At 45.9% G+C, this 24,034-nt stretch carries 24 protein-coding genes; 16 read left to right on the top strand and 8 right to left on the bottom strand.

Features of this window, described 5'->3' with window-relative positions; genetic code table 11:
- Positions 1–2 precede the first annotated feature (2 nt).
- On the top strand, positions 3–158 hold the full coding sequence (locus CLV27_RS08470; RefSeq protein ID WP_165863654.1) for a hypothetical protein: 156 nt from the start codon (positions 3–5) through the stop codon (positions 156–158).
- 17 nt (positions 159–175) lie between these two features.
- Here the strand turns inward: CLV27_RS08470 and CLV27_RS00965 are convergent, their stop codons facing one another.
- Positions 176–1,099: a radical SAM protein gene (locus CLV27_RS00965; RefSeq protein ID WP_132524894.1), complete on the bottom strand. Its 924-nt coding sequence runs from the start codon at positions 1,097–1,099 to the stop codon at positions 176–178.
- An 80-nt stretch (positions 1,100–1,179) separates the two neighbouring features.
- On the opposite strand from CLV27_RS00965, the gene CLV27_RS00970 reads away from it, so the two are divergent.
- The 5 genes from CLV27_RS00970 to CLV27_RS00990 all read left to right on the top strand — a co-directional run bounded on the left by CLV27_RS00970 (position 1,180) and on the right by CLV27_RS00990 (position 8,839).
- The gene (locus CLV27_RS00970) at positions 1,180–2,700 is read left to right on the top strand and encodes a sodium:neurotransmitter symporter family protein (protein ID WP_132524896.1); all 1,521 of its coding nucleotides are present in this window, start codon (positions 1,180–1,182) and stop codon (positions 2,698–2,700) included.
- Between the two features lie 91 nt (positions 2,701–2,791).
- Positions 2,792–5,506: an AAA family ATPase gene (locus CLV27_RS00975; RefSeq protein ID WP_132524898.1), complete on the top strand. Its 2,715-nt coding sequence runs from the start codon at positions 2,792–2,794 to the stop codon at positions 5,504–5,506.
- A 16-nt stretch (positions 5,507–5,522) separates the two neighbouring features.
- The gene (locus CLV27_RS00980; RefSeq protein WP_132524900.1) at positions 5,523–6,479 is read left to right on the top strand and encodes a PhoH family protein; all 957 of its coding nucleotides are present in this window, start codon (positions 5,523–5,525) and stop codon (positions 6,477–6,479) included.
- Positions 6,457–8,508: an HD family phosphohydrolase gene (locus CLV27_RS00985; protein WP_243644824.1), complete on the top strand. Its 2,052-nt coding sequence runs from the start codon at positions 6,457–6,459 to the stop codon at positions 8,506–8,508. The genes CLV27_RS00980 and CLV27_RS00985 overlap by 23 nt, the downstream gene beginning before the upstream one ends.
- Positions 8,471–8,839, top strand: a complete 369-nt coding sequence (locus CLV27_RS00990) for a diacylglycerol kinase (RefSeq protein WP_132524904.1) — start codon at positions 8,471–8,473, stop codon at positions 8,837–8,839. The genes CLV27_RS00985 and CLV27_RS00990 overlap by 38 nt, the downstream gene beginning before the upstream one ends.
- Here CLV27_RS00990 and CLV27_RS00995 read toward each other — a convergent pair.
- Complete coding sequence (locus CLV27_RS00995) at positions 8,798–9,319, bottom strand: MotA/TolQ/ExbB proton channel family protein (RefSeq protein ID WP_132524906.1); 522 nt, start codon at positions 9,317–9,319, stop codon at positions 8,798–8,800. The two genes, CLV27_RS00990 and CLV27_RS00995, sit on opposite strands and share 42 nt — an antisense overlap.
- 62 nt (positions 9,320–9,381) lie before the next feature.
- Here CLV27_RS00995 and CLV27_RS01000 point away from each other — a divergent pair, with 62 nt between their 5' ends.
- Both CLV27_RS01000 and CLV27_RS01005 read left to right on the top strand, forming a co-directional pair.
- Positions 9,382–9,810, top strand: a complete 429-nt coding sequence (locus CLV27_RS01000; protein ID WP_132524909.1) for an ExbD/TolR family protein — start codon at positions 9,382–9,384, stop codon at positions 9,808–9,810.
- Positions 9,794–10,429, top strand: coding sequence for an energy transducer TonB (locus CLV27_RS01005; RefSeq protein ID WP_132524911.1), 636 nt, complete (start codon positions 9,794–9,796; stop codon positions 10,427–10,429). The genes CLV27_RS01000 and CLV27_RS01005 overlap by 17 nt, the downstream gene beginning before the upstream one ends.
- On the opposite strand, the gene CLV27_RS01010 is transcribed toward CLV27_RS01005, so the two are convergent.
- On the bottom strand, positions 10,430–10,963 hold the full coding sequence (locus tag CLV27_RS01010) for a hypothetical protein (RefSeq protein WP_132524913.1): 534 nt from the start codon (positions 10,961–10,963) through the stop codon (positions 10,430–10,432).
- Between the two features lie 68 nt (positions 10,964–11,031).
- Here CLV27_RS01010 and CLV27_RS01015 point away from each other — a divergent pair, with 68 nt between their 5' ends.
- The 8 genes from CLV27_RS01015 to CLV27_RS01050 all read left to right on the top strand — a co-directional run bounded on the left by CLV27_RS01015 (position 11,032) and on the right by CLV27_RS01050 (position 20,601).
- Positions 11,032–14,241 carry a BadF/BadG/BcrA/BcrD ATPase family protein gene (locus CLV27_RS01015; protein WP_132524915.1) on the top strand — a complete coding sequence of 1,070 codons (3,210 nt, stop codon included), beginning with the start codon at positions 11,032–11,034 and terminating at the stop codon, positions 14,239–14,241.
- A gap of 548 nt (positions 14,242–14,789) precedes the next feature.
- The gene (locus CLV27_RS01020; RefSeq protein ID WP_132524917.1) at positions 14,790–16,478 is read left to right on the top strand and encodes a carbon starvation CstA family protein; all 1,689 of its coding nucleotides are present in this window, start codon (positions 14,790–14,792) and stop codon (positions 16,476–16,478) included.
- Positions 16,468–16,809 carry a putative Se/S carrier protein gene (locus CLV27_RS01025; protein ID WP_132524919.1) on the top strand — a complete coding sequence of 114 codons (342 nt, stop codon included), beginning with the start codon at positions 16,468–16,470 and terminating at the stop codon, positions 16,807–16,809. Before CLV27_RS01020 ends, CLV27_RS01025 begins: the two co-directional genes overlap by 11 nt.
- Positions 16,806–17,786 carry an NAD(P)H-dependent glycerol-3-phosphate dehydrogenase gene (locus CLV27_RS01030; protein ID WP_132524921.1) on the top strand — a complete coding sequence of 327 codons (981 nt, stop codon included), beginning with the start codon at positions 16,806–16,808 and terminating at the stop codon, positions 17,784–17,786. Before CLV27_RS01025 ends, CLV27_RS01030 begins: the two co-directional genes overlap by 4 nt.
- Positions 17,786–18,232, top strand: a complete 447-nt coding sequence (locus CLV27_RS01035; RefSeq protein WP_132524923.1) for a hypothetical protein — start codon at positions 17,786–17,788, stop codon at positions 18,230–18,232. Before CLV27_RS01030 ends, CLV27_RS01035 begins: the two co-directional genes overlap by 1 nt.
- A 51-nt stretch (positions 18,233–18,283) precedes the next feature.
- On the top strand, positions 18,284–18,988 hold the full coding sequence (gene phoU, locus CLV27_RS01040; RefSeq protein ID WP_132524925.1) for a phosphate signaling complex protein PhoU: 705 nt from the start codon (positions 18,284–18,286) through the stop codon (positions 18,986–18,988).
- Positions 18,972–19,811, top strand: a complete 840-nt coding sequence (locus CLV27_RS01045; protein ID WP_132524927.1) for a prohibitin family protein — start codon at positions 18,972–18,974, stop codon at positions 19,809–19,811. Before phoU ends, CLV27_RS01045 begins: the two co-directional genes overlap by 17 nt.
- Entirely contained in the window at positions 19,798–20,601 is an 804-nt protein-coding gene (locus tag CLV27_RS01050; RefSeq protein ID WP_132524929.1) for a metal ABC transporter permease, read from the top strand. The genes CLV27_RS01045 and CLV27_RS01050 overlap by 14 nt, the downstream gene beginning before the upstream one ends.
- Positions 20,602–20,627: 26 nt before the next feature.
- Here the strand turns inward: CLV27_RS01050 and CLV27_RS01055 are convergent, their stop codons facing one another.
- From CLV27_RS01055 to CLV27_RS01075, 5 genes are read right to left on the bottom strand one after another with little or no spacing between them, the layout of a single operon-like run.
- Positions 20,628–21,206, bottom strand: a complete 579-nt coding sequence (locus CLV27_RS01055) for a flavodoxin family protein (RefSeq protein WP_132524931.1) — start codon at positions 21,204–21,206, stop codon at positions 20,628–20,630.
- Positions 21,203–21,586 carry a rhodanese-like domain-containing protein gene (locus CLV27_RS01060; RefSeq protein ID WP_132524933.1) on the bottom strand — a complete coding sequence of 128 codons (384 nt, stop codon included), beginning with the start codon at positions 21,584–21,586 and terminating at the stop codon, positions 21,203–21,205. Before CLV27_RS01060 ends, CLV27_RS01055 begins: the two co-directional genes overlap by 4 nt.
- A gap of 22 nt (positions 21,587–21,608) precedes the next feature.
- Positions 21,609–22,352 (bottom strand): sulfite exporter TauE/SafE family protein, encoded by a 744-nt coding sequence (locus CLV27_RS01065; protein ID WP_132524935.1) that lies wholly within the window; start codon positions 22,350–22,352, stop codon positions 21,609–21,611.
- Between the two features lie 14 nt (positions 22,353–22,366).
- Positions 22,367–23,140 (bottom strand): fumarylacetoacetate hydrolase family protein, encoded by a 774-nt coding sequence (locus CLV27_RS01070; RefSeq protein WP_132524937.1) that lies wholly within the window; start codon positions 23,138–23,140, stop codon positions 22,367–22,369.
- Positions 23,141–23,161: 21 nt separating this feature from the next.
- A complete protein-coding gene (locus tag CLV27_RS01075) occupies positions 23,162–23,992 on the bottom strand; it encodes a hypothetical protein (RefSeq protein WP_132524939.1) in 831 nt (276 codons plus the stop codon).
- Positions 23,993–24,034 lie beyond the last annotated feature (42 nt).

Genomic DNA, 24,034 nt, shown 5'->3' on the forward strand with positions numbered 1-24,034 from the left:
AGGTGGTAAAGGAGAGAGGAGGTAACAGAAATACAGTCGCTAAACTGACAAACTTGCGGAAGCTGGTCATTTATCTGCTTAAGAAGCTTCCTGTCAAAAGAGACGCCCTTATCAACCTCTACGACGACAGAAAACGCCCTTACCGGCCAAAGCAGTAAAAAAAGGAGTAGGAAAATTAAACAATTCCCTTTACGTATGGCGTCCCCCCGAAGAAAATCTCTCTGACTTTACCCTCCTCTATAAGGAGAGAAACTGCCCGTTCAACTTCCTCCTCAGAAACGCCTAAAGCAGAAGCTATCTCATCAATCGGACAGGGTCTTCTGACAACAATGCCGTACACCTCGTTTTTAAGCTCAAGAGCTCCCATCTTCCTCTTTTCTCTTTTGAAACCTGCAACGATTTCCGTAGAAGGATATCCTACCCTTTCCTTTATCTTTTCAAGCTCTAAAAGCGAGAGTCCCTTGACGCTATAAGCCGGCGGCCTAACAACCGTATTAAGTTGCCACTTGTGAGGTTTTAACTGGTGAATTATCTCTCCTATTTTTTCCACTTCCTCCGGACTGTCATTAACGCCCTTAACAAAGAGGGTCTCCACCCAGACCTCGCAAGGTGTCTCTTTAATGAGCCTCTCTATACCTTCTACGAGCTGTTCCAATTTAAGCCCTTCAACCGGCCTATTAATCTTCTCAAATGTAGACTGAGTCGCTGCGTCAAGGGATGGAAGGACAACGTCTATTTTTTTTACCTCTTCAAGAACATCGTCTCTATAAAGGAGAGAGGAGTTTGTTAAAAGAGCTAGCCTATACGAGTAATTCTCTTTGAGAAAATCAACGAGCTCACCTAACTTAGAGTAAAGGGTAGGCTCTCCGTAGCCGGAAAAAGTTATAAAGTCTATATCGGGTGAAGCTTTCAAAAACTCTCCAAGCTCCGATTTGACAGAATCAAGGGGAACGTATTCAAGTCTTGAAGTCGTTTTTTCGCTTGTTTTCCCTACCTCACAGTAGAGGCAGTCCATACTGCAGACTTTGTAAGGGACAAGGTCAACACCTAAAGAGAACCCAAGGCGACGGGAGAAAACTGGCCCAAAAACGTACTTCATTGCTCCTCCTAAGGAAAGGAATGGGTAAAATATCTACTCAAAAGAAATTTATACAAAAACTTGGAAACAGAGAGGAAAAAATGGACAGAGCTCCAGAAATCAGGGAGCAGTGGAACACTAAACTTGGACTCATCCTCGCAATGGCCGGAAATGCAGTAGGTTTAGGAAATTTCCTCAGATTCCCCACTCAGGCCGCAGAAAACGGCGGCGGCGCCTTTATGATTCCATACATGATAGCAATGCTCATAATAGCGATACCACTAATGTGGACAGAGTGGGCAATTGGAAGGTACGGGGGCGCAAGAAACCACGGAACAACGCCTGCGATATTTAAGCTCTTTTGGAAACATCCCATTGCCAAGTATATCGGAGTCCTTGGACTTTTTATTCCCTTTGTGGTCCTCTGCTACTACATCTATATAGAGTCATGGACCCTTGGCTACGCTATCTTCTCACTCTTTGGAATGCTTCCCCACCCAGACCCAAGCCTACCACAGGACCAGTATTTAAAACCCTTTTCAGAATTCCTCCAAAATTACACAAAACCCTCAGTAGTTGCCTACATCTTTTTCCTCATAACCGTAGCCTTTAACGCTTACATCCTCTACAGAGGGATAAGCGGAGGTATTGAAAAGTTCGCAAAAATAGCAATGCCCACCCTTTTCATTTTGGCCTTCATCCTGATGGTCAGAGTCATCCTCATAGAAACGCCAAACGGAACTGCAGTTCAGGGACTTGACTTCCTGTGGCACCCAGACTTTTCTCAGCTCTCAAACCCAAAGGTGTGGCTCGCCGCAGCAGGTCAGGTATTCTTCACTCTAAGTCTTGGATTTGGAGCAATAATCACCTACGCGTCTTACATTAAGAAAGACGACGACATAGTTGCTTCAGGACTTTCCGCAGCTTCTCTTAACGAGCTGGCAGAGGTTATCTTAGGCGGTTCTATCGCCATTCCTGCAGCCGTCGCCTTCTTTGGAGTAGTCAACGCTCAAGCTGTTGCAGAGAGTGGAGCCTTTAACCTTGCCTTCGTTAGCCTTCCAGCGATTTTCTCCAACCTCACGGGAGGAAACGTAATAGGTTTTATATGGTTCTTCCTCCTCTTTTTTGCCGGAGCTACTTCTTCTGTAGCTATCAGCGTGCCAATCGTCGCCTTCTTGCAGGACGAGTTCAAACTCAGCAGGAAAACGGCAGTTACTGCAACCCTCATCTTTATGTTCTTGGTAGCCCAAGTACCGATATTCATGCCGAGAGCTCTGGACGAGATGGACTTCTGGGCTGGAACCCTCTTAGTGGTTCTCTTTGCGCTCCTTGAAGTCGTAATATTCTTCTGGCTCTTTGGAGCTAAGAAGGCGTGGGAAGAGATAAACAGAGGAAGCCTCTTCAGAGCTCCAAGGTTCTACTTCTACGTCCTAAGGTACGTAACTCCTTTAGTCCTATTTGCAATACTTGCAACTTGGAGCGTAACGATTCTTCCCAAAGTGCTCCTAACGGCCGACCTACAGGTCTGGATAGCAAGGTTCGTAATGGTATTCATCTTTGCCCTCCTGCTCTTTATGGTTTACCTTGCAGATAAAAGAAAAACTGTAGAGGAGATGAAATGACAGGGAGCTCCCTCCTATTTATGATTTTCTCTTGGATGGTGGTCTTTGGATTTGTAGTTTTCTGCTTCACGGTTATACTGAGAGAGGGAAAATGATAAGGCTCAGAAGTCTTAAGCTACACGGATTCCTCTCTCACAGGGAAACGGAGCTCACCTTTGATGACGAGGCCTACGTAATCCTTGGGGAGAACGCCTCAGGAAAGACCTCCATCCTCAGGGGAATCTTCTTTGCACTCTTTGGGAAAGACTTTACTGCCGAAAAGTTAGAGAGGGTAGTAAACAGGGACTCAACGAGTTTACAGGTGGAGCTCTCCTTCCTCCACAGAGGGACTAACTACAGGATTAAGAGGAAGTTCTCGGCGCTAAGGAAAAAGAGCGAGGCAGAGCTCTACAAAGGAAACGCCTTATATGCAAGTGGCGTAAAGAACGTAAACTACGTAATTGAAAAGGAGCTCGGCCTTGACTCACATCTATTCAGGAACACGGTTTACGTTCCACAGGGAGAGATACTCACCCTCTTTAACCTCCAGAGGAAGGAAAAGAGACAGGTTCTAAACAGGCTACTGGGCTTAGAGGAAATCGGTAAAAGGCACGAGGAGGTAAAGAACTTTATATCAAGGCTTAAGGCCCTAAGGGACTCCCTCCTTAAAAGTCAGGAACTCTTAGAGGAGATAAAGTCTGAGCTTTTAAAAACGGAAAAGGAAATAGAAGAAAAAGAAGAGGAGCTAAATGAAAAGAGAGAACAGTTAAAGGAAGAGGAGAAACTATTAAAAGATCAGGAAAATCTCTACGAGAGCTTAGTAGAGAAGAGAGAGAAGTTCCTAAGGCTCACAGACAGCCTCTCCCGTGTAGAGAAGGAGATAAGGGAAAGGGAAGCCGAGCTAAAGGAGCTATCCCAGAGAATAGAGAAGGTAGAAGCCCTTAAAGGGAAAATTCCTGAGTTAAGGGAGTGTGTTAAGCTCCTCAAGCCCCTAAAGGAGATAAAGTCCCTCCTTTCTCAGATTGCAGAAAAGAAAAATGAGCTCTTAGCCCTCCAGAAGGAAACCTTAAACCTTGAAAGGATAAAGGAGGAGGTGGAGAACCTCCAGAGTGAGATACCGGAAATTGAGAAGGAGCTAAGGGAAACGGGAGCTCTCCTTGAGGAAAGAGAGAAGGAGCTAAAAGAGGCCGAAGAGAAGTTAAGGGAACTGAGAGAAACCGAAAGGTTTTATAGGAGCCTTTTAACCTCCCTTAAGGAAAACGAAGAAAGGCTTAAAGGAGTTGAGGAGGAGATTGAAAAAATCCCAAAGGTAGAACCTCAAGAAAGGGCCAAGGAGGTAGAAAGGTTAAAGTCAGAAGTGGAAAAGATAAGGGAGGAACTCTCAGCTCTAAGGGTCAAAATCTCTGAGGCCAAGAGGAAAGAAAACCTACTTGAGGAAACAAACAGCCCAGAGTGCCCCGTATGTGGCTCTCCGATGGAGGAGGAAAAGAGGAAAAGACTCCTACAGGAGAGCAGAAAAATAGTAAGAAAGGCTGAAGAAGAACTAAAAAGGCTTGAGGAGCTCCTTGAATCTAAGGAAAGAGCCCTTAAGGAGTCCGAAAAACTACTAAAGGAGGAACTTGTTAACGCAGAAAGGAGGAAGGCCTTAAAGGAGGAAGAGAAGAGACTGAAGGAGAAACTAACAACACTTCAGAGGAAGCTAAAAGAGCTAAACTTTAAAGAGGAAGAAATCTCTTCACTTGAGAGAAGGGACTCAGAGCTAAAGAGGGAAGTAGCCAAGCTAAAGGAGAGGAAGGAGCTCCTAAGGAAGAGACTATCTGAAACGGACAGGAAGCTAAAGGAGCGCAGGACTAAGTTCTCAGAGGAAAAACTGAGAGAGCTCCAAAAGAAAATAAGAACTATAGAAAAAGAGATAGAGGAGCTCCTTTCAAAGATAAAGGAGATAAAGAGGGAGCACAACCTCAAGGTATCAAAAGCGAGGGAAGTTGACGGTGAAATAGAGAAACTTGAAAAGCTAAAAGAGGAGCTAAATAAGATAGAGGGCGAGGTCAAAAACCTACCTGCCTACATTGAAGAAAAGGGCAAGAAAGAGAAGAGACTGAAGGAACTTACAGAGGAGAGGGAAAACCTCTTAGAGGCCATAAAGAGGCTTGACTTTAAAAAGGAAGCCCTTGAGACCGTTGAAAAGACCTTGAAGAAACAGAAGGAAACTGTTGAAACCCTTAAAAGCTCCATCTCTAAGCTTGAAGGGGAGTTAAAGGCTCTGAGGAAAAAGGTAGAGCTTGACAGGGAAAAACTGAAGAGAAGGGAAAAAGAGTCTAAACTCCTTGCAAAAACGGAGGATTCTTTAAGAATCCTCAAAGCAGTCTCAGAGGGTATCCACCCAGAAAAAGGCTTCCTCCAGAAGGTTAGAAAATCCCTCCTGCCACAGATTTCCCGCTACTGCAGGGAGTTCTTTGAGGAGTTTGACTTTGAGTTTGGGGACTTGGAAATCTCCGAGGACCTCACGGTAACTTTTAGCGTTCCCGGTGGTGGGAGGGTGGAGCTCTCAGACTTTTCAGGTGGACAGCAGATAGCCTTTGCCCTCTCCCTCAGGTTTGCAATGGCACGCTACTTTGCCCAGAACTTTGAGCTCCTCATACTTGATGAGCCCACAATTCACCTTGACCAGCAGAGAAGACAGGCACTAACAGACCTGCTACTAAAGCTAAAAGTTAAAATACCCCAGATGGTAATCGTTACCCACGACCCGGAGCTTGAAGTCGTCGGAGACAGAGTTATAAGAGTTAAAAACGTTAACGGAGTTTCAGAAGTAACCGTAAGCTAACTTTTCGGAGGTGGAGTTGATAAAAGTAACCTTGGAACTCAGCCCAGAGGACTTCTACACGATAGTGGGACACAGGGAAGAGAACCTCAAAAAGCTTGCAGAGATTCTAAACGTTCAGCTCGGTTCCCGTGGCAATGAAATAATGATAAGCGGTAGCGTAGAGAACGAGGAGAGGGCTAAGAGGTTCTTTAAGGAGCTTGAAGGGCTTGTAAAGTCTGGACACAAGCTAACAAAGGCAGACGTTGATATGTACATGACGCAACTCTCAAGTGGAAGAGAGGCGAAAATAATAGAAACTGCAGAGGAAATCGTTACCACCTACAGGGGAAAGAAAATCGTCGCAAAGACGCCGACACAGAAGAAGTACATAGAGGCCATAAGGAAGAACGACATAGTTTTTGGCGTTGGGCCTGCAGGAACGGGAAAGACCTACTTGGCCGTTGCAGCAGCCGTCTCCTACTTTAAGAGCGGAAAGATTAACAGGATTATCCTCACAAGGCCTGCCGTTGAGGCCGGAGAGAAGCTCGGATTTCTGCCCGGAACTCTTCAGGAGAAGATAGACCCCTACCTTAAGCCCCTCTACGACGCCCTATTTGAGATGATTGAGCCGGAAAAGGTCAACTCCTTCTTAGAGAGGAACATATTTGAGATAGCTCCACTTGCATACATGAGAGGAAGGACTCTAAACGACGCCTTCATAATCCTTGATGAAGCCCAGAACACGACAAAGGAACAGATGAAGATGTTCCTAACGAGGCTCGGTTTTGGTTCAAAGGTTGTCATAACCGGAGACATAACACAGATTGACTTACCGTCAAAGGAAAGGTCGGGACTCGTTCAGGCCCTTAAGATTCTTAAGGACATAAGGGGAATTGAAATCGTAGAGTTTTCAAGGAAAGACGTTGTAAGACACAGACTCGTTCAGGAGATAATAAAGGCCTATGAAGAGCATGAAAGCGGAGAAGAGGGATAACTGGTATACCTACGGGCTGATACTCCTTTGCGCCGTCTTGGCTACATTCATTATGCTCCCCTTTAACTTTATAAACATACCGGAGCTCCGTCCGGGAGACATCAGCCCCGTTGACATACGCTCCCCCGTAAGCGTAAGAGTTGAGGATATAGGAGCAACGGAAAGAGCTCGGGAAAAAGCACGCCAGAAGGTAGAACCTATCTACAGGTACGACCCTTCTGCTGAAAGAGAACTGGACGAAAGCCTAAAAAAATTCAAGGAGCTAACCCCTGAACAGAGGAACATCCTAAAGGACATCCTCTTTTCTTACTACAAGAGAGGAATAATCTCTGAAGTCCCTGAAGGTTACCAGAACATAACTATCATCCTACCGTCAGGTAAGAAAGTTAAGAAGAACATTGAAGAGCTCCTGCAGCTAACCGAGATTGAGAGCCAGCTAAAAAACGACCTTTCTCACTTCTTCAGGAACAAAGAGCAGATTGAAAAAATTGCAAGCAGACTCGCGCAAGTAATTAGGCCAAACTACGTGTTTCAGAGAGAAAAAACGGAAACCCTATGGAAAGAAGCAGAATCAAAAGTTAAACCCGTCTATATAACACTGGAAAAAGGGGAAATCATCGTAAAGAAAGGAGAAAAGGTCTCCCCGGAAGTTGCTAAAAAGATTGAAATTCTCCGAAAGGAAAAGAGCCGGGGTAAGGAGTCTAACAAGTACATTTCTCTCTTTCTCCTCTCCATTATCCTCTTCTTCCTAATGGTAAAGCTCTACGGAATTACAAGCCCATCGGCCTTCAACCTGAAAAACGTTATCTTCTCCTTTTCCATAGTTACCCTTGACATACTCCTCATAAGGGGATTCACCTTCATAGCCAAGCTACTACTTGAAACCCTCAACCTACCGGTAAACGAACACTTAATCTACGTTCCTGTAGTTACGTCAACAGTTTTCGCCTCAATGTTTATCACAAAGAAGGTAGCAACCATCCACAGCTTTCCCGTTTCAATTATCCCATCGTTCATTCTTTCAAAGCCGGAGCTCTTCATAATCCCTGTTGCCATAGGCAGCATCTTTTCCTGTATTGACTCAAGGAAGTATAGAGACAGAAACGCAATATACAAAAGTGCCCTCTCGGCAGGAATAGTCATCTCTATCCTACAGGTTCTCCTCCTTATTTATAAAGACGGCCTAAAACTCACGCCAGAAATGGTAGTCCTACCAACCTTAGCCATTTTTGGCTCCCTCATTACAGGAATCGTAGTTAACGGACTAAGCCCCCTTCTCATCTATCTGTTTAAGTTCTCAACCGACATGGTTTACATGGAACTAATAAACCTTAATCACCCCTTACTTCGTAAGTTCATCCTCAAAGCCCCCGGAACTTACAACCATTCAGTAATGGTCGCAACCTTAGCAGAAGCTGCTGCAGAGGCCATAGGAGCAAACGCCCTCCTTGCAAAGGCAGGAGGCCTCTTCCACGATATAGGAAAGCTGAAAAACCCCCAAGCTTTTGTAGAGAACCAATCGGAAGGAATCAACATTCACGACAAGCTCCCTCCGGAAAAAAGCGCTGCAATTTTGAGAGCTCACGTTGAGTATGGAGAGGAGCTTGGAAGGAAGTACAAGCTCCCAGAGAGGATAATAGACATCATAAAACAGCACCACGGAACAAAGCTTATGAAGTACTTCTACCACAAGGCAAAGGAAATGTACGGTGAGGAAAAAGTAGACGAGAAAAAGTTCAGATACCCCGGCCCTAAACCCCAGTTTAAGGAGGCCGGAATCGTTATGCTTGCAGACACAGTAGAAGCCGCTATAAGGTCTATGAAGGATAAAAACATTAACCTTGATGGGGCCATACACAAGCTCATAATGGAAACAGTAGAAGATGGACAGCTTAACCAGAGTGGACTCTCATTAAAGGACATTTCCTTAATAGAAAAGGTCTTCAAGAAGGTGCTATCGGGGATTCACCACAACAGAATAGAGTACCCAGATGATGCAGACACTAAAGAAGATAGTAAGAGGAATTAGCTTTGCCCTTGAAGGTCTTGTCTTTGCCTTTAAGAACGACCAGCACTTTCGGATAAATTCCTTTTTAAGCCTAACGGGAACGTTCCTTTCCTTAGCTCTACTTGAAGGATGCCTCTCACTCGTTCTTGCCTTTATAAACTACTCAATTCTTGTTGCAGAGCTCTTTAACACCGCCATAGAAAGGGCTGTTGATACAGCCACCTTAGAGTTTCACCCGCTTGCAAAAGCGGCCAAAGACGTTTCTTCCGCTGCAGTCCTAACGACCGGGATATTTGCCCTCTTAGCCGACCTAATCTACCTCCTGCCCGCCCTTCTCTCCGCTATCCTGTGAAACGGCCATAGCTTTGAGTATTAACTTTTTTATTTCCGTCTCGTAGGATCTAACGAGTCCCCCAACTACGTGGTAGTAAGCAAGAGCAACCACGGCGATAACTATACCCAAGGCCGTAGCCTGTAGAGCAAAAGCTATTCCCTTGCTTACGGCCGTTATGTCCGATACTCCCCTTTCTGCCATCGTCGTAAATGAATTCATGATGCCGAGAACCGTCCCAAGGAGCCCCAAAAGTGGAGAAGCCGTTATCACAAAAGCTATTACCCCTCTACCCCTTTTTAGCTTTGAGACGTAGGTGTGGTAGAGAATCTCTACACCTCTTTCGTCCGCCCCTTCAGCCTCTTTAAGAAGGAGCTTTCTTTCAGCCGGGAAGGCAAAAACAAAGTAGAGAAGCCTTTCTATGAAAATGACACTTGCCAAGAAAAAGAGAAAGTAAAGGGAGAAAAATACACCTTTATGAACTATTTCTAAGTCAATCACGGGTAAATCCTCCAGCAATGGACTATAATCATTTTATACCAAATCCGTTTCTCGGGGTAAGCATGTTCCGATTTAGAGATTGCGAGAGAGAAGAAAAACCTGAGCTAATAATAATTCCTATGGTTGATGTAATGCTCTTCTTGCTGGCTTTTTTTGTTCTCATAGCAGGAAGCATTATCCCCGGCCTTGCAATAAAGACCAACCCTCCCGAAACCATTCAAAAGTCCTCCTTCCAGCCCAAAAGGGAGGTAGTTACCATCACCATCAAGAAGGACGGCTCTTTCTGGTACGGAAAGCATAAGCTAACATTTAACCAGCTCGTAAGACTACTAAAGGGCTTTAAGAAGAAGAACCCTCAGGTCTCCCTTGCCATAAACGCCGACAGGGAGGCAGACGTTCAGTCCCTCGTAAACGTCCTTGACGCAGCACAGAAGGCAAAAATCAACTCCATAGGACTCATAGCGAAGGAAAAGGATGAGAGCTCCCGTTAGACTCCTGATAGCCTTAGCTGTTGCCACCCTCTTAGAGGCAGGCTTCTTCTTCATATCAAAGAGTGTGATTAAGCCTCCAAAGAGGGAGGTTAAAAGGGTAATAAAGATTTCTCTCCTAAAACCCCAGAGGAGAACCGTAACAGTAAAAAGGGAAGTTGGCCAGCCGGTAAAGAGAAGAACGCCACCACCTCCCCCTCAAAAGAGCAAGCCAAAGCTGAGCTCCCAAAAGCCGGCCAAACAGCTACCGGACAAAAAGAAGAGGGTGAAGAAAGAAAGGAAACAGAAAAAACCCGGTGGTCTAAAACCCCTTCAGGGTAACCTTCCTCTAAGCTACGTTGAAGCTGTAAAGTCTGCCATAGAGGAGAACATCTTTTACCCCTTGGAGGCCATAGAGAAAGGGGAAGAGGGAATCGTTGAGGTGAAGTTTACCCTCAACAGGCAGGGGAAGGTGCTAAGCTGTAAGCCGGTAAAGGGGGCAAGCCGAATCCTTATGGAAGCTACATGCATAGCTATAGAGAGGGCAAAGTTTCCACCTATACCTGAAAGCGTAAAGAACAGAACCTTAAGCTTTCAGTTAGAGATTGAGTATAACCTCAAAAAGGCCTTTGGAGGAGCTTAACTACTTCTCCGGCTTAACCCTCTCAATTCTGATAGAGGGAATCCTTAAGCTTTTAAGGCGCTTCTCAACTTCGGAAATCCTGCTGTCAAGCTCAGAAACCCTACCGGAAAACTCCTCCCTCAAAATAGAAAGAGCTGAGTGGAAGGTTTGAATTTCCTTCTCTAACCTCTCTGCTAGCTCCTCTATCCTCATTCTGGCATCTTCCTTTACACTCTCTGCGGCCTTCTTTAGCTCTCCCCTTAGGCCTTCAAGGGATACCTCACTCCTTCTAACCTCTCCCTCAAGCTCCTTTACCAAGTCCTCCAGAGCCGACAATTTCTGCTCTAAGGAGGAGAGTGAGACCTTTAACTTTGGAATTTCCTCTTTAACAGACAGGTGTTTCTTCTTAAGGGCTTTTAGCTCCTTCTCAAGCTCTGACTGTTTTAGTTCAAGAACCTGAACCCTTGCCTCAAGGGCGTTTACCTTTAGCTCCTGCTCCTTTGTGGCTGTGCAGGAGGCAAGAAGGAGAACTGCAAAAACCGTTAACCTTTTCATCCTTCCCTCCTGTTTGGAAATTTTAGCACTGCTACATTAAATTTCTATTAAAGCTTAATGGAGAAAGAATGCTGAAGGCCGGAATAGACGTAGGTTCAACTACAGTTAAGGGTGTCCTACTTGACGAGAAAGGGAACATTCTCTTTGAGCACTACGAAAGACACGAAGCCCGCCAAGCCGAAAAGGTTCTGAAGCTCCTTGAAAAGTTTGAAGAAATTGCAGGAAAGGAATTCCACCTCTTTATGACGGGAAGTGGAGGAGGAGACTTAGCAAAAGCCCTAAGGGTTCGCTTTATTCAGGAGGTTAACGCCGTAAGTTTGGCAGTTGAAAGACTCCACCCAGAAACGAGCTCTGCCGTAGAGCTCGGTGGTCAGGACGCAAAGATGATTTTCTGGATAGACGCCGGCGGTTTTAGAAGAAAAATCACAACGATGAACGACAAGTGTGCCGGCGGAACAGGTGCAACGATTGACAGGATAATATCAAAGCTAAAGCTTCCACTGGAGGTGGCTACATCCGTAAGGTTTGACCCCTCTAAGGTTCACCCGGTAGCTGCAAAGTGTGGAGTTTTTGCCGAGACGGACATAAACAGCCTCCAGAAGGCAGGAGTTCCCGCCGAGGAGCTCCTCATATCTCTCTTCAATGCAATCGTCGTTCAGAACCTTGCCGTCCTAACAAGAGGACACACGCTAAGGCCAAAAGTTATTCTCCTTGGAGGTCCAAATACGTTCTTTCCGGCACTTGTAGAGTGCTGGCGCTACCACCTACAGAAACTCTGGGAAGAAAAAGGGGTAAAGTACGACAGTTTTTCCGTTTTCCTCCCAGAAAACTCCCAGTACTTTGCAGCCATAGGTAGCGCCCTCTTTGCAGAGTTTGAAGAGAGTCCCTACAGGGGGAAAGACGGACTCCTTGAGTTTAGCAGGCGCTCCATCACAGTCTTTAAGGCAAGAACGGGAGAGAGAGGCCTCCTAAAGCCGGGAGAGGATCTTGAGGAGTTTCGCAGAAAGTACTCGGTAAAGCCCTTCTCTCCTCCAGTCTTTAAAAGAGGCGAAAAGGTTAAGGCCTTTCTCGGAATTGACGGAGGCTCTACCTCCACAAAGGCCGTTCTCATCAGTAAAAAAGGAGAGCTCCTTGCCACTGCCTATACCCTCTCCAAGGGAAACCCCTTAGAAGACGTAAAAGAGGTCGTAAGGAGTTTAAAGGAGCAGGTAGAAAGGTGGGGAGCAGAGCTCTCAGTCCTTTCAGTAGGAGTTACGGGCTACGCCAAGGACATGCTAAAAGAGACCCTCGGGGCAGACGTAGCTGTAGTTGAAACTGTAGCCCACACGATATCTGCAAAGCACTTCTTTAAAGACGTTGACGTAATAGTTGACGTTGGTGGACAGGACATCAAGGTAATGATTTTAAAGGACGGTGAAGTAAAGGACTTTAAGCTAAATACACAGTGCTCGGCAGGAAACGGCTACTTCCTCCAGTCAACGGCAGAAAGGTTCGGATATAAGCCAGAAGAGTTCGCAGAGGTGGCCTTTAAGGCAGAGTACGCCCCACGGTTTAACTTTGGCTGTGCCGTTTTCTTAGAGCAGGACATCGTCAACTTTCAGCGCCTTGGCTGGAAGCCCCACGAGATAATGGCAGGACTTGCAAAAGTTTTACCGAAAAACATCTGGCTCTACGTCGTTAAAGAGCCCAACCTCAGGAAGTTAGGAAGGCGCTTTTTACTTCAGGGTGGGACTCAGAGGAACTTAGCAGCCGTAAAAGCCCAGTACGACTTCATAAAGGAGAGAGTGCCTGAGGCCGAGGTCCTCGTTCACCCGATAGCCGGAGAGGCAGGAGCTTTCGGTGCAGCTATTGAAGCAATGAGGAACTACGACGGCCGGAGCTCCTTCCTCGGAATAGAGGCCCTCTTAAACCTTAACTTTGAGATAAAGAGCGATGAGACTACCCGCTGTAGTTTCTGCACGAACAGGTGCTTGAGAACATTTATCTACGTAAACACAAAAAAGGGAAAGAGGAGCTACATCATAGCCCCCTGTGAGAAAGGAACGGCAGAAAACATCTCAGGCGTAAAGGAGGTAGTCAAAAAGCTAAACAGAATCCGCGAAGAGAACCCCAACCTTCAGGAGATTTCAGCAAAGAAGGTTTTTGAGAGTTACCCGGTTAAAAAGGTTTACAGGGAAAAGAGAGGTTTCCTCTTCTGGAAGAAGAACGTAATAGACAGGAGGAAAAAGCTAAGGTTTGGAATTCCAAGAGTTCTAAACTTTTACGCCCTTGCCCCCTTCTTTAGGGGATATCTTGAGTCTCTCGGAGTTGAGAAGTTTATCTTTTCGGACTACACCTCTGAAAAGCTTGTGAGGGAGGAGCTCCGTGGAGGAGCTATAGACCCATGCTTTCCAAGTAAAGTAGTCCTCGCCCACATTAGAAACCTCTTAAAGAAAAAGCCGGACGTTATATTCCTTCCAAAGGTTGCGACACTAAGGAGCATGTTTAAAGACAGCGAGGCCTCCCACGCCTGTCCGACGGTTACAGGAACGCCAATATCTGTAAGGGCTGTCCTGACAAAGGAGGAGGACGTCTTTAAAAAGAACGGCATTACCCTCCTTGACCCCCTACTCCACTTTCACGATAGGGAGCTCCTTGAGTATGAAATGTTCACTACCTTTAAGGAGCTCTTAGACTTAAGTAAAGAGGAAAACAGGAAGGCCATAGAGGAGGGTTTTAGAGCTCTCTCCCAGTACCAAGAGGAACTCAGAAAACTTGGAGAGAAAGTATTAAGGAAGGTAGAGCTTGAAAACAGAATCGCCATTTTAGTTCTCGGAAGACCCTACCACAACGACCCCGGAATAAACCACGGGATAACAGAGGAACTCCAAAAGAGAGGCTACCCGATACTGACAATAGACTCCTTGCCACTTAAGGAAGAGTTCCTTAAAAAGGTATTTAAAGAGAGAGACCCCTTCACAATTAGGGACATCTGGAAAAAGTCCTACAGCGAGAATACAAACAGGAAGGTGTGGGGAGCTCTTTACGCAGCAGGCCACCCTAACCTTGCAATATTAGACCTTTCTTCTTTCAGGTGTGGCCACGACGCCCCCATCTACTCCCTCATTGAGGAAATAGCCGAAAAAAGTGGAACTCCTTACTTCACCTTCCACGAAATAGACGAAAACCGCCCCTCCGGTTCAATAAAAATAAGGGTTGAGACGATAGACTACTTCCTAAAGGAAAGAATCAAAAAACTCCTCCAGTCCAACCAACTCTCTTCCGAAGAGGCTGTATAAATCGTGAGGGGGGATTCCATCCCCCTCAAACTCCCCCTTCTGAAAACATCAAAAACCCATCTACTTTTCAGGGCAGACAACCGTGAGGGGGGATTATCATCCCCCCTCAGACTCCCCCCTATGAAGAACTTTAAAAACCTTCCACTTTTCAGGGCATTTCAACGAGTATCAAGAGGAAGATTAGACAGATAAGTTTTGCCAGCGAATTGTCGCAATCCCTTCCACTTTTCAGGGCATTTCAACCAAAGCGACATTGAGAGCATGGAGATTGACGACCTGCCTCGTCGCAATCCCTTCCACTTTTCAGGGCTTTTCAACAGGTCAAAATTTGAAGCATTGAAAATCAAGGGCTTCCCGTTCTAAAGAACTTTAGTAATAACTACAACTCGCTGTATTGCAACGTCTAAAGACCCAAAAAGGTTACACCTTCCTGAACTTTGTTTAGGTTGTTGAAATGCCCTAAGCCCTATTCAGCTTTCAAAGAACCCTATTTGTATTGTAGCAAAAGTTTAAAATTATCACGACTTAAAACCGTAGGAGGTTAAGGAATGCTTACAGTCCTTTTCATAGTGGCCATCCTCCTATTTGGGCTGGCCTTCTTCACCTACGGTAGGTTCTTAAGGGATAAAGTCTTTAACCTTAACGATAAGAACAAAACCCCAGCCCACACGATGAAGGACGGAGTTGACTACGTCCCAGCTCCAGCGCCGGTTCTTTTAGGACACCACTTTTCTTCTATTGCAGGTGCAGGGCCTATTCTTGGCCCAATCAACGCAGCAACCTCTTGGGGATGGCTACCTGCCTACCTCTGGATAATAATCGGAAACATCTTCTTTGGTGGCGTTCACGATATGAGCGCCCTCATTGCCTCCATTCGCAACAAGGCAAGGTCAATTGCAGAGATAGGAAGCACATACCTTTCAAAAAGGGCAGGCTTCATCTTTAAGCTCCTCATATGGCTTGCCCTTCTATACGTTATCGCCGTCTTCATAAACGTTGCCCAAATGACCTTTAACGCAAAGATGCCGGTAGTGGAAAACGGCCAGATTGTTAAGGAAATCCCCATCGGTGGGGGCGTTGCAACCTCTGCCATTATCTACATCGTTTTGGCAATAATCTTTGGTTTTCTCGTCTACCACTTTAAAAAGAGCCTTAAGCTTGCAACCCTCATCTTTGTCATCCTTGTCTACGGAGCTGTTTACGTTGGACAGCTCTTTCCCATAAACCTTTCAGCAAACGCTTGGAACATCATTCTTCTCCTCTACGTTGCGATAGCCTCCGTTACGCCGGTCTGGATTCTCCTTCAGCCGAGGGACTACCTATCAAGCTTCCTCCTCTACGGCGCAGTTATAGGAGCGGGAATTGGAATACTCCTCTCTTTTGGGAAGGTTGAATCTAACCTTCCGGCCTTCATAGGATTTTTTAGCTCCCACAACGAGCCCCTAATTCCCTTACTCTTTGTAGTTATAGCCTGTGGCTCTATCTCAGGATTTCACTCCCTCGTAGGCTCTGGAACAACGTCTAAACAACTTGACAAGGAAAGCGACGCCCTAACCGTTGGCTACGGTGCAATGCTCCTTGAGGGAGTTGTAGCCGTTATGTCAGTGATATTCGTGATGGCACTAACAACGACAGAGCTTGAGGCCCTCAGGAAGAGCTCCAACATAGGCGCTATCTACGGCGCAGGAATCGGGCGCTTTATGAACTTCCTTGGAATTCCCGAAACCGTCGGGATGGCCTTCGGTATGCTCGCCCTTTCTTCCTTCATCCTAACGAGCACAGATACGGGAACGCGCCTTGCCCGTTACGTATTTACAGAACTCACAGGGATTAAAAACCGCTTTATAGCCACCGGAGCGTCCCTCATTATCCCTGCGCTCCTCGTCTTCCTCAAGTACAAAGAACCCCTCCCAAACGGAGAGGTCAAGGTTCTACCCGTATGGAAGGCACTGTGGCCGGTCTTTGGAGCTACAAACCAGCTCATAGCAGCCTTAGCCCTGTTTGTGGTTATGATATGGCTGATAAAGACCGGAAAAGGACGCTACTGGTTCATACCGGGAGTTCCTGCTTTCTTTATGGCAGTGATTACTCTCTGGTCACTTGTTATGCTATTTATTAAGTGGAAATTCAGCGTAATAGGCATAGCTGCTCTAATTCAGGTAGTTTTAGCGACTTGGATATTCTACGAGGGAGCTCTAGCACTCAAGAAGTTACAGGAGGAAAGGCATGGAAGCTAAAAGCTTTGGAGAGAAGGTTTACTTTGTTGCAAACGGAATAAGGCTTCACATCAAAGAATTTTTCCTCAGGCTAACCGGGCTGTTTAACAGGTACGACTACTGCATATCCTTCCCTTCCGTTCCTGAAGGTTTAAAAGCAGAAAAGTACATTAAAGGCTTCAAAGCTGTTTCCGTGCCAATTCCCGACGAGATATTTGAAGGGTGTGGAGTTGGAATCCTCGTTAAGGCAGAGGACAAGGACAGGCTACTCAAACACTTTAAGGAAAACGGCATTCTCGTTTCCGGAGTCTTTAAGAGAACAGGCAACTCCTTTGTAGAGGTGAAAGAGTGAAGCTCTCCATCCTCGGTTCAGGAAGCTGGGGCTCTGCTTTAGCTGTCCACTTTGGCAGGAACGGCTTTTCTGTTATCCAGTGGTGTAGAGAGCCAGAAATCTCTGAGGAGATTAACAAAAAAAGAGAAAACAGCGTCTTCCTTGAAGGGGTTACCTACCCAGAAAGCGTAAGGGCTACAAACTCCCCCCAAGAGGCAATCGGAGAAGCCGACGTAGTTTTATCGGTCATACCCACCCAGTTCACGGCAGATTTCTGGAAAAAGCACGAAGAACTGCTAAGGGGAAAACCACTCATATGTGCAAGCAAAGGAATAGACGTTAAAAGCCTAAAAACGCTCTCCCAGATATACTTCCAAATCTTTGGAGCTTGTGAGAACTACTTTGTCCTTTCAGGCCCAACCTTTGCAAAAGAGATAGCCTCCGGCCTCCCTGCAGCAGCCGTTATCGCAGGGATAGAGGAGGAAAAGACCCTACAGCTCGTAAAGGCCTTAAATACGAAGACCTTTCGCTTTTACGCCTCAGGCGACGTCTTAGGAGTGGAGCTTGGGGGAGCTCTAAAGAACGTCATTGCCATAGCAACGGGAATTGCCGACGGAATGGGGCTTGGGAACAACGCAAGGGCTGCCCTCATAACGAGGGGACTCCACGAGATAAGGCGACTCGGAAAAGCTATGGGAGCTAAGGAGGAGACCTTTTACGGCCTCTCAGGGGTCGGGGACTTAGTCCTAACGTGCACGGGTAACCTCTCCCGTAACAGACAGTTTGGTCTCTCTATCGGTAGGGGAGAGGGAAAGGTTGACGAAAAGTACGTCGTTGAAGGGGTCTACACAGTCAAGGCAGTCCACCAGCTTTCAAGGAAACTGAAAGTTGAGATGCCAATTAGCGAGGCGGTCTATAAAGTAATATATGAAGGGAGGAAGCCGGTAGAGGTTATGGAGGAGCTCCTCTCAAGACCCGTAAAGGAGGAAAACTGCTAATGGGCTGTTACGACCCAGAAAGGGACGACGACTTTCTACACCTCACACGCTTTGCAGAGGGAAGAATTCCCTCCTGTAGCATCAGGGACTTCTCAATCCCAAGCTTGAAAGAAGAAATAGAAAAAAAGCTCCTCAAGTTTAAGAACGCCCTAAGTGGCGAAGAAGAAAGGAAGCTAGAGTCAATAGTGTCAATAAACCAAAGAGTTGATTTTTCCTCAGAAAAAGCCCTCAGCTACAGGTTTCTCTTAGAAAACTACCTTTTTCCCTTCCTAAAACGCCTCGTCGTTTACAGGGTAAACGAACCTGAAGGGTTAAAGGAGCTCCTACTCCTCATTGACGTAATAGAAAAGGAGCTCTCCATCTCACCGATAAACACAAAAAACACAGAAGAGAGAATAGAAAGAGCCTTTGACGTCCTCATCTCCCACCTCTACCAGCACCTTTAAAAGGGCGTATGGTAGAATCCTCTGGGTATCACCTTTGAAGGAGGAGAGGAAATGATTGAACGCTACATAGAAGACCTTGATGAGCTGAAGAGAAATTTCATTGAAATGGCAGATATGTCCAAAAAAATAATAAACGAGGCTATGGAAGCCCTGATTGAAAGGGACACAGAAAAGGCAGAGATAACCTACCAGTACGACAGGCTCATAGATTTAAAGGAGCTTGAGATTGAAGAAAAGTGCGTTAGAGTTCTTGCCCTTTACTCTCCAGAGGCCACAGACCTAAGGTTCGTCGTCTCAATCCTAAAGAGTATAGTTGATCTTGAGAGGGTTGGAGACCTTGCAAGGGACATATGCGAGACGGCAATTCACCTTGCAAAGCACCCTCCACTAAAGCCCTACGTTGACCTTCCGAGGATGCTCCAGATAGTAAGCGAGATGTTAAAAGACGCCGTAATGGCCCTCCTTCGTGGGGACACAGAGCTTGCAAAGGAAGTTATAGACAAGGACGACATAGTTGACAGCTTCTACGACAGGCTCTTTGAGGAGCTTGTGGAGATTGCAGAGAAGAACCCTGAGCACGGAAGCTTAGCCGTAAGGTTAATCCTCGTAGTTAAGTCCCTTGAGAGGGTCGGCGACCACGCAACGAACATCGCCGAGTATGCCATATATTATAAGACGGGCGACGTCGTGAAACACAAGAAAGCCCAAGAGTACCTTAAGAAGCTGAAGGAGAAAGAGAATGGAGAGGAGAGGTAGAGCTCCCGTCCTAATCGTCCTCCTGCTGGCTGTAGTCGCCATAGCCTTAACCCGCTCCCTCCACGTTATTGACGCCGGAGAGGTAGGAGTAAAGTTAAGGCTTGGAAAGGTGGACAAGGAGGAGCTCTACCCCGGTGTTCACATTGTTCTACCTTGGATTGAGAGCGTCGTAATCTTTTCAACCCGTGTTGAAAAAATAGACATGACGACAAAAACGAGAAACCCAATTACAGCTTTAAGTATAGAAGGACTCCCCGTAAGGCTTGACGTAACAGTCCTTTATAGAATCGTTCCACAGAAGGCAGATGAAATTTACAAGAACTACGGAGTGGACTTTGCCGAAAAGGTAATCATCTCAATAGTGAGGGAAACTGTAAGGAACGTCATAGCTCGCTACAAGATAGAGGACCTCTACTCAACAAAAAGGGCAGAGCTCCAAAAGACCATTTACGACGAGCTCAAAAAGAGGCTACTCACAGCCCACATTCAGGTTGTAGACCTTCTTTTAAGGGACGTTAGGCTTCCTAAGAAGGTAGTTGAGAAGATAGAGGAGAAGTTAAGGGCAAAGGAAGAAGCTGAAAAGATGAAGTTTGTCATAGAGAAAGAAAGGCTTGAGGCAGAGAGGAAGATAACAGAGGCAAGGGGAATCGCCGAGTCAAACAGGATTATTGCAAACTCCCTCTCTGAAAAGTATCTCCAGTGGTACTACCTCCAGACCCTCAAAGAGCTTGCAAACAGCCCCAACAACACATTTGTAATTACCCCTTACGACAACAAACTAATCCCTATGTTAAACGTAAATAAAGGTAATGGAACTAAGTAATCCCCTTACCTACCTTCAGTACGGCTTCGGGATTAAAGCCCTTATATCGGCCATTCTTACCGGTATTACCTGCTCTGCCGCAGGCACTTACGTAATCCTCAGGAAGATGGCCTTTATAGGGGCAGGGCTTGCCCACGTTGCCTTTGCCGGCGTGACTTTCGGGCTCATGCTTGGAAGTTCCCCTCTTTTGTGGGCTTTCCTCTTTTCAGCCGTTGCAGGAACAGCCCTGTGGTATTTAAGCACCAAAAAGGCCATTCACTACGATGTAACCATAGGAGTTCTCTTTGCAACGAGTATGGGACTTGCCGTTATCTTTTTAAGCTTTTCAAAAAGTTACGGTTCAGAGGCCCTCTCCTACCTCTTTGGCAGTCCATTGAGCGTTGAAACTGTAGACCTTTTCCTCTTGGCCTTGGCGACTATCCTTACCTTCTCCTTTTACTTCTTCTTCTGGAGGGACATCTACCTAATAACCTTTAGTCAGGATATAGCTAAAGCTTCCGGATACAAGGTGGAGCTCCTAACCTTCACAGCCTCCTGTCTCATATCCTTAGTCGTAACCCTCTCAATTAAAGCAGTTGGGGCTCTCTTAGTATTTTCCCTCCTTGTTATGCCGGCAGCGTCAGCCTACAGGTTCTCAAGGAGTTACGGGGAGTTTTTCCTCCTCTCCGTCGTTTTTGGTTTTATTACTTCACTCTTGGGGATTCTCCTATCCTTTACACTTGACGTCCCCTCCGGAGCAGCGATAACCCTTATTTCTTTTTTGATTTTCCTCCTCTCAGCAGTTAAATAGGAAAAGAGGAGCTCGGGAGAGCTCCCTTATCCCTTAATCGCCTTTAGAACCTCCCTTACTCTCTTACCAACGCTCCTTGCAGTCTGGAGTCCCCACTCGTCAATCTTAAACTCGCCGTCAACTTGCTTTGCAACAGCAGCCCCCCCAAAGTGGGCAGTGGGGTCTGAGTCTGCAACGAGAATCATTCCGTGAATTAGAGCCCACGCGTGAATTGCCTGTAAGGTATGCTCCTGTCCTCCGTGCTGCGTAGCTCCAACGGTTATTGCTGCACACACCTTGTCCTTTAACTCCCAGTTAACCCTTAAAGTTCTTGACCTGTCAAAGAGGGTTTTTAGCATTCCGGTTATTGAGCCAAAGTAAACGGGAGAACCAACGATAATGGCGTCGGCCTCTTTCATTTTTTTCTCTATCTCCTGATAGCCGTCGTTAACAATGCAGATACCTCCGTTCTTCTTGCAGGCGTTACAGACCTTACAGTACTCAAGTTTGTAGTCGCAGAGAGAAATAACCTCCGTCTCAAACTCAGAGAGCTCCTTTAAAGCCTCCTCTAACAGAATAAGAGTTGACCCTTTCCTATGGGAACCGTTTATTGCAAGAACTTTCATTCTTTCTCCTCCTTTAACTTCTTAATAAATCCCGGCTTGACCTTAGCAATTATATCCGAAGGGGAAGCTGAAAGAACCTTTACATTCTCAAATCCTTCACTCACAAGGTAAGAGTAGGCCAAGGTAGCCCTCACTTTTTCTGGACAGAAAGTAACTATAAGCTTGTCCTTAGGTAGTCTCTCCAAATTTTCCGGAAGTTTGTAGAGAGGAATGTTTATTCCAAAGCCGACTTTAAAGAGCTCTACCTCCTCTTCAAACCTGACGTCAAGCAGTATAGCCTCGCCCTTTTTCCAGAGCTCCAAAAAGGCGTCAAGCCCTATCTTAGGTCCCCCAGCTGCGAAAAAGTCAAGATCCATTTGCTTTATGCGTTCCCTCAACATTCCATCCTCCTTTCTTTATATTCTATATTAAGAATTTTAGCAAAAGTTTTACCCCAAACAAGAAGAAGATAATTCCCAAGAGTTTTTTAACCAGAGACGCACTGAGGTAACTATGACTAAGGTATGCCGCTAAGTATCCAGAAATAACAGCAGGAACTCCCGCAAATAGCACAACCTTCCAGTCAACGCTACCCATCTTCCAGTAGGTTAAAAAACCTATAAAAGAAGAAAAAGGAACTGCAAAGGCGGTAACAGCTGCAACCTTCTTAGGGTTAAACCCCGCTACTATCAACAAGGGAGATATTAGAGCTCCCCCTCCAACTCCCAAAAACCCAGAAACAAATCCTGCAAGAGAGCCGACAAAAAGAGGAAAGATGGGGGAGGAGCTCTCCCTGTTACCTCCCTTCTTCGGTATGTAAATCATAACTCCGGCAAAGAAAAGAAACAGTGCGAAGGCTAACCCAACTAACCTCTCCGGAACAAAGTGAGAAAAGTAAGCTCCCAAGGGAGAAAAGAGCATAGACGCCACAACTATTGGAAGGGCAAACTTAATATCCACGAGTCCCTTTTTAAGGTTATGAAGAGTAGCAGATAAGGTAGAAAGGACGTTGGTAAAAAGTCCTGCAGACCTTGCTAAATGGAAAGGAACACCTAAGAACACCAAAATTGGAATGAGAGCAACAGCAGAGCCAAGCCCTCCAAGGCCAAAGATAAAGGAGACAAAAAAAGAAATTAACGATATTTCTAAATAGTCTCCTACTACCACTTCCTTGTCTCTTGTTACTCTTCAGCTACTACGTAGTTTATCAGCGTCCCTATACCCTCTATCTCAATTTCAACCCTATCCCCTGCACTTAAAGGACCAACCCCCGGAGGAGTACCAGTAGCTATAACATCTCCGGGAAGGAGTGTCATTACCTGTGAAATAAAAGAAACGAGCTCAAAAGGAGAGAAAATCATATCGGCAGTATTTCCCTCCTGCTTTACTTCACCGTTTACTCTGGTTACGATTTTGAGATTCATAGGGTCAATATCCGTTACAAGCCAAGGACCATAAGGTGCAAAAGTGTCAAAGGACTTAGCACGGGTATACTGAACGTCTTTCTGCTGTAAATCTCTGGCCGTTACATCGTTAAAGCAAGAATATCCAAGAATGTAGTCCTTAGCCTCTTCCGGGGAAACCTTCCTACACCTTTTCCCGATAACAATCGCCAGCTCTCCTTCGTAGTCCACCCTCTCTGACATTTGGGGCAGGACAATTCTCATTTTGTTCGCAATAACGGCCGTTGATGGCTTCATAAAGAGAAGTGGCTCTTCCGGTAAAGGTTTCCCCATCTCTTCTGCATGTGCCTTGTAATTAAGGCCAACAGCAACTATCTTCGTAGGCCTCGTCGGGGACAGGAACTTAACGTCTCTAAAGGACAAAACTTCATCTGTAGGAGTAATACTCTCCATAAGTTCAGATACTCTGGTTTCTTTTAAGGGCACTATTTCTCTACCCCTTATAAGGCCAAAAATTGTTCTCTCCCCAGCTTTAAACCTACCTATTTTCAATATCTTCCCTCCCTAAGGTTTTCAGAAAACGGCAACACCGTACATCCTACCTGATACCTCTATTCTATCACCATCCGTTACTCTGACAGAAGTCGGAGCAAGAACTGTAAGGTTGACTTCTTCCGAAAATAGTCCAACAGAGTAAAGAGATTTCCCCAAAACGCTTACTTTCCTGACAGAAGTTACTATGCCTATGATGGAGTAAAGGTTTTGAGTAGAGAGTATGCAGGTATCAAAGAGCTCCTCCGGACGAGTTCTAAACTCCGCCAAGAGCCTTTCTGTTTCTCTCTCCCCGAGCTCCCTTTCAAGCTTTTCGGTAGCCTTTTCGTTCCCCCTAACTGCAAGTTTCAGAATTTCTCTGTTCTCATCGGCTATTTGGTCAAAGTGAACCGAAGGAGGTAACCTCTTAAGAGAAGTAGCGTAGAGCGTCAAAATGACATCTTGCTCGTGGGGAGTTCTTTCGGGAAGCTCGCAGAGGTTACACAGCTCAAAGTAGAAACTGCTACCTGAAGAGACCTCAACAGCCTCAACAAGAAGCGAAAATTCTTCCAAGGAATGAATCTTAAAGTTAAAGTCCTCAAAGGTGAAAAGGCTTCCGCCGCGGTACGCTAAATAACAGCCGAGGGAGAGTTCCTCCTTCCTTGAAAAGAGAGACCTTAAGTCCTTTCTCAGAAGATAGTGGTAGACGCTAAAAAGCTCGTTAACAGCCAAGCAGTTACAGACTAGTTTCTCTTGAGTATCTAAAAGGTCTTCAAATACAAAGTGTTTTACTTCTACTTCCTTTCCCCTTTCCTTAGCTTCTTCGCAAGGTTCTTCAGCAGTTAGACTCAGGATACTGAAACTATCGTCCATCCAATCTCCCCATAAAGTTAAAAAGGGGGAGTGGAGCTCCCC

Origin of the sequence: Phorcysia thermohydrogeniphila (assembly GCF_004339575.1) — a bacterium.
In the GTDB taxonomy this organism is placed as follows: Bacteria; Aquificota; Aquificia; order Desulfurobacteriales; family Desulfurobacteriaceae; genus Phorcysia; species Phorcysia thermohydrogeniphila.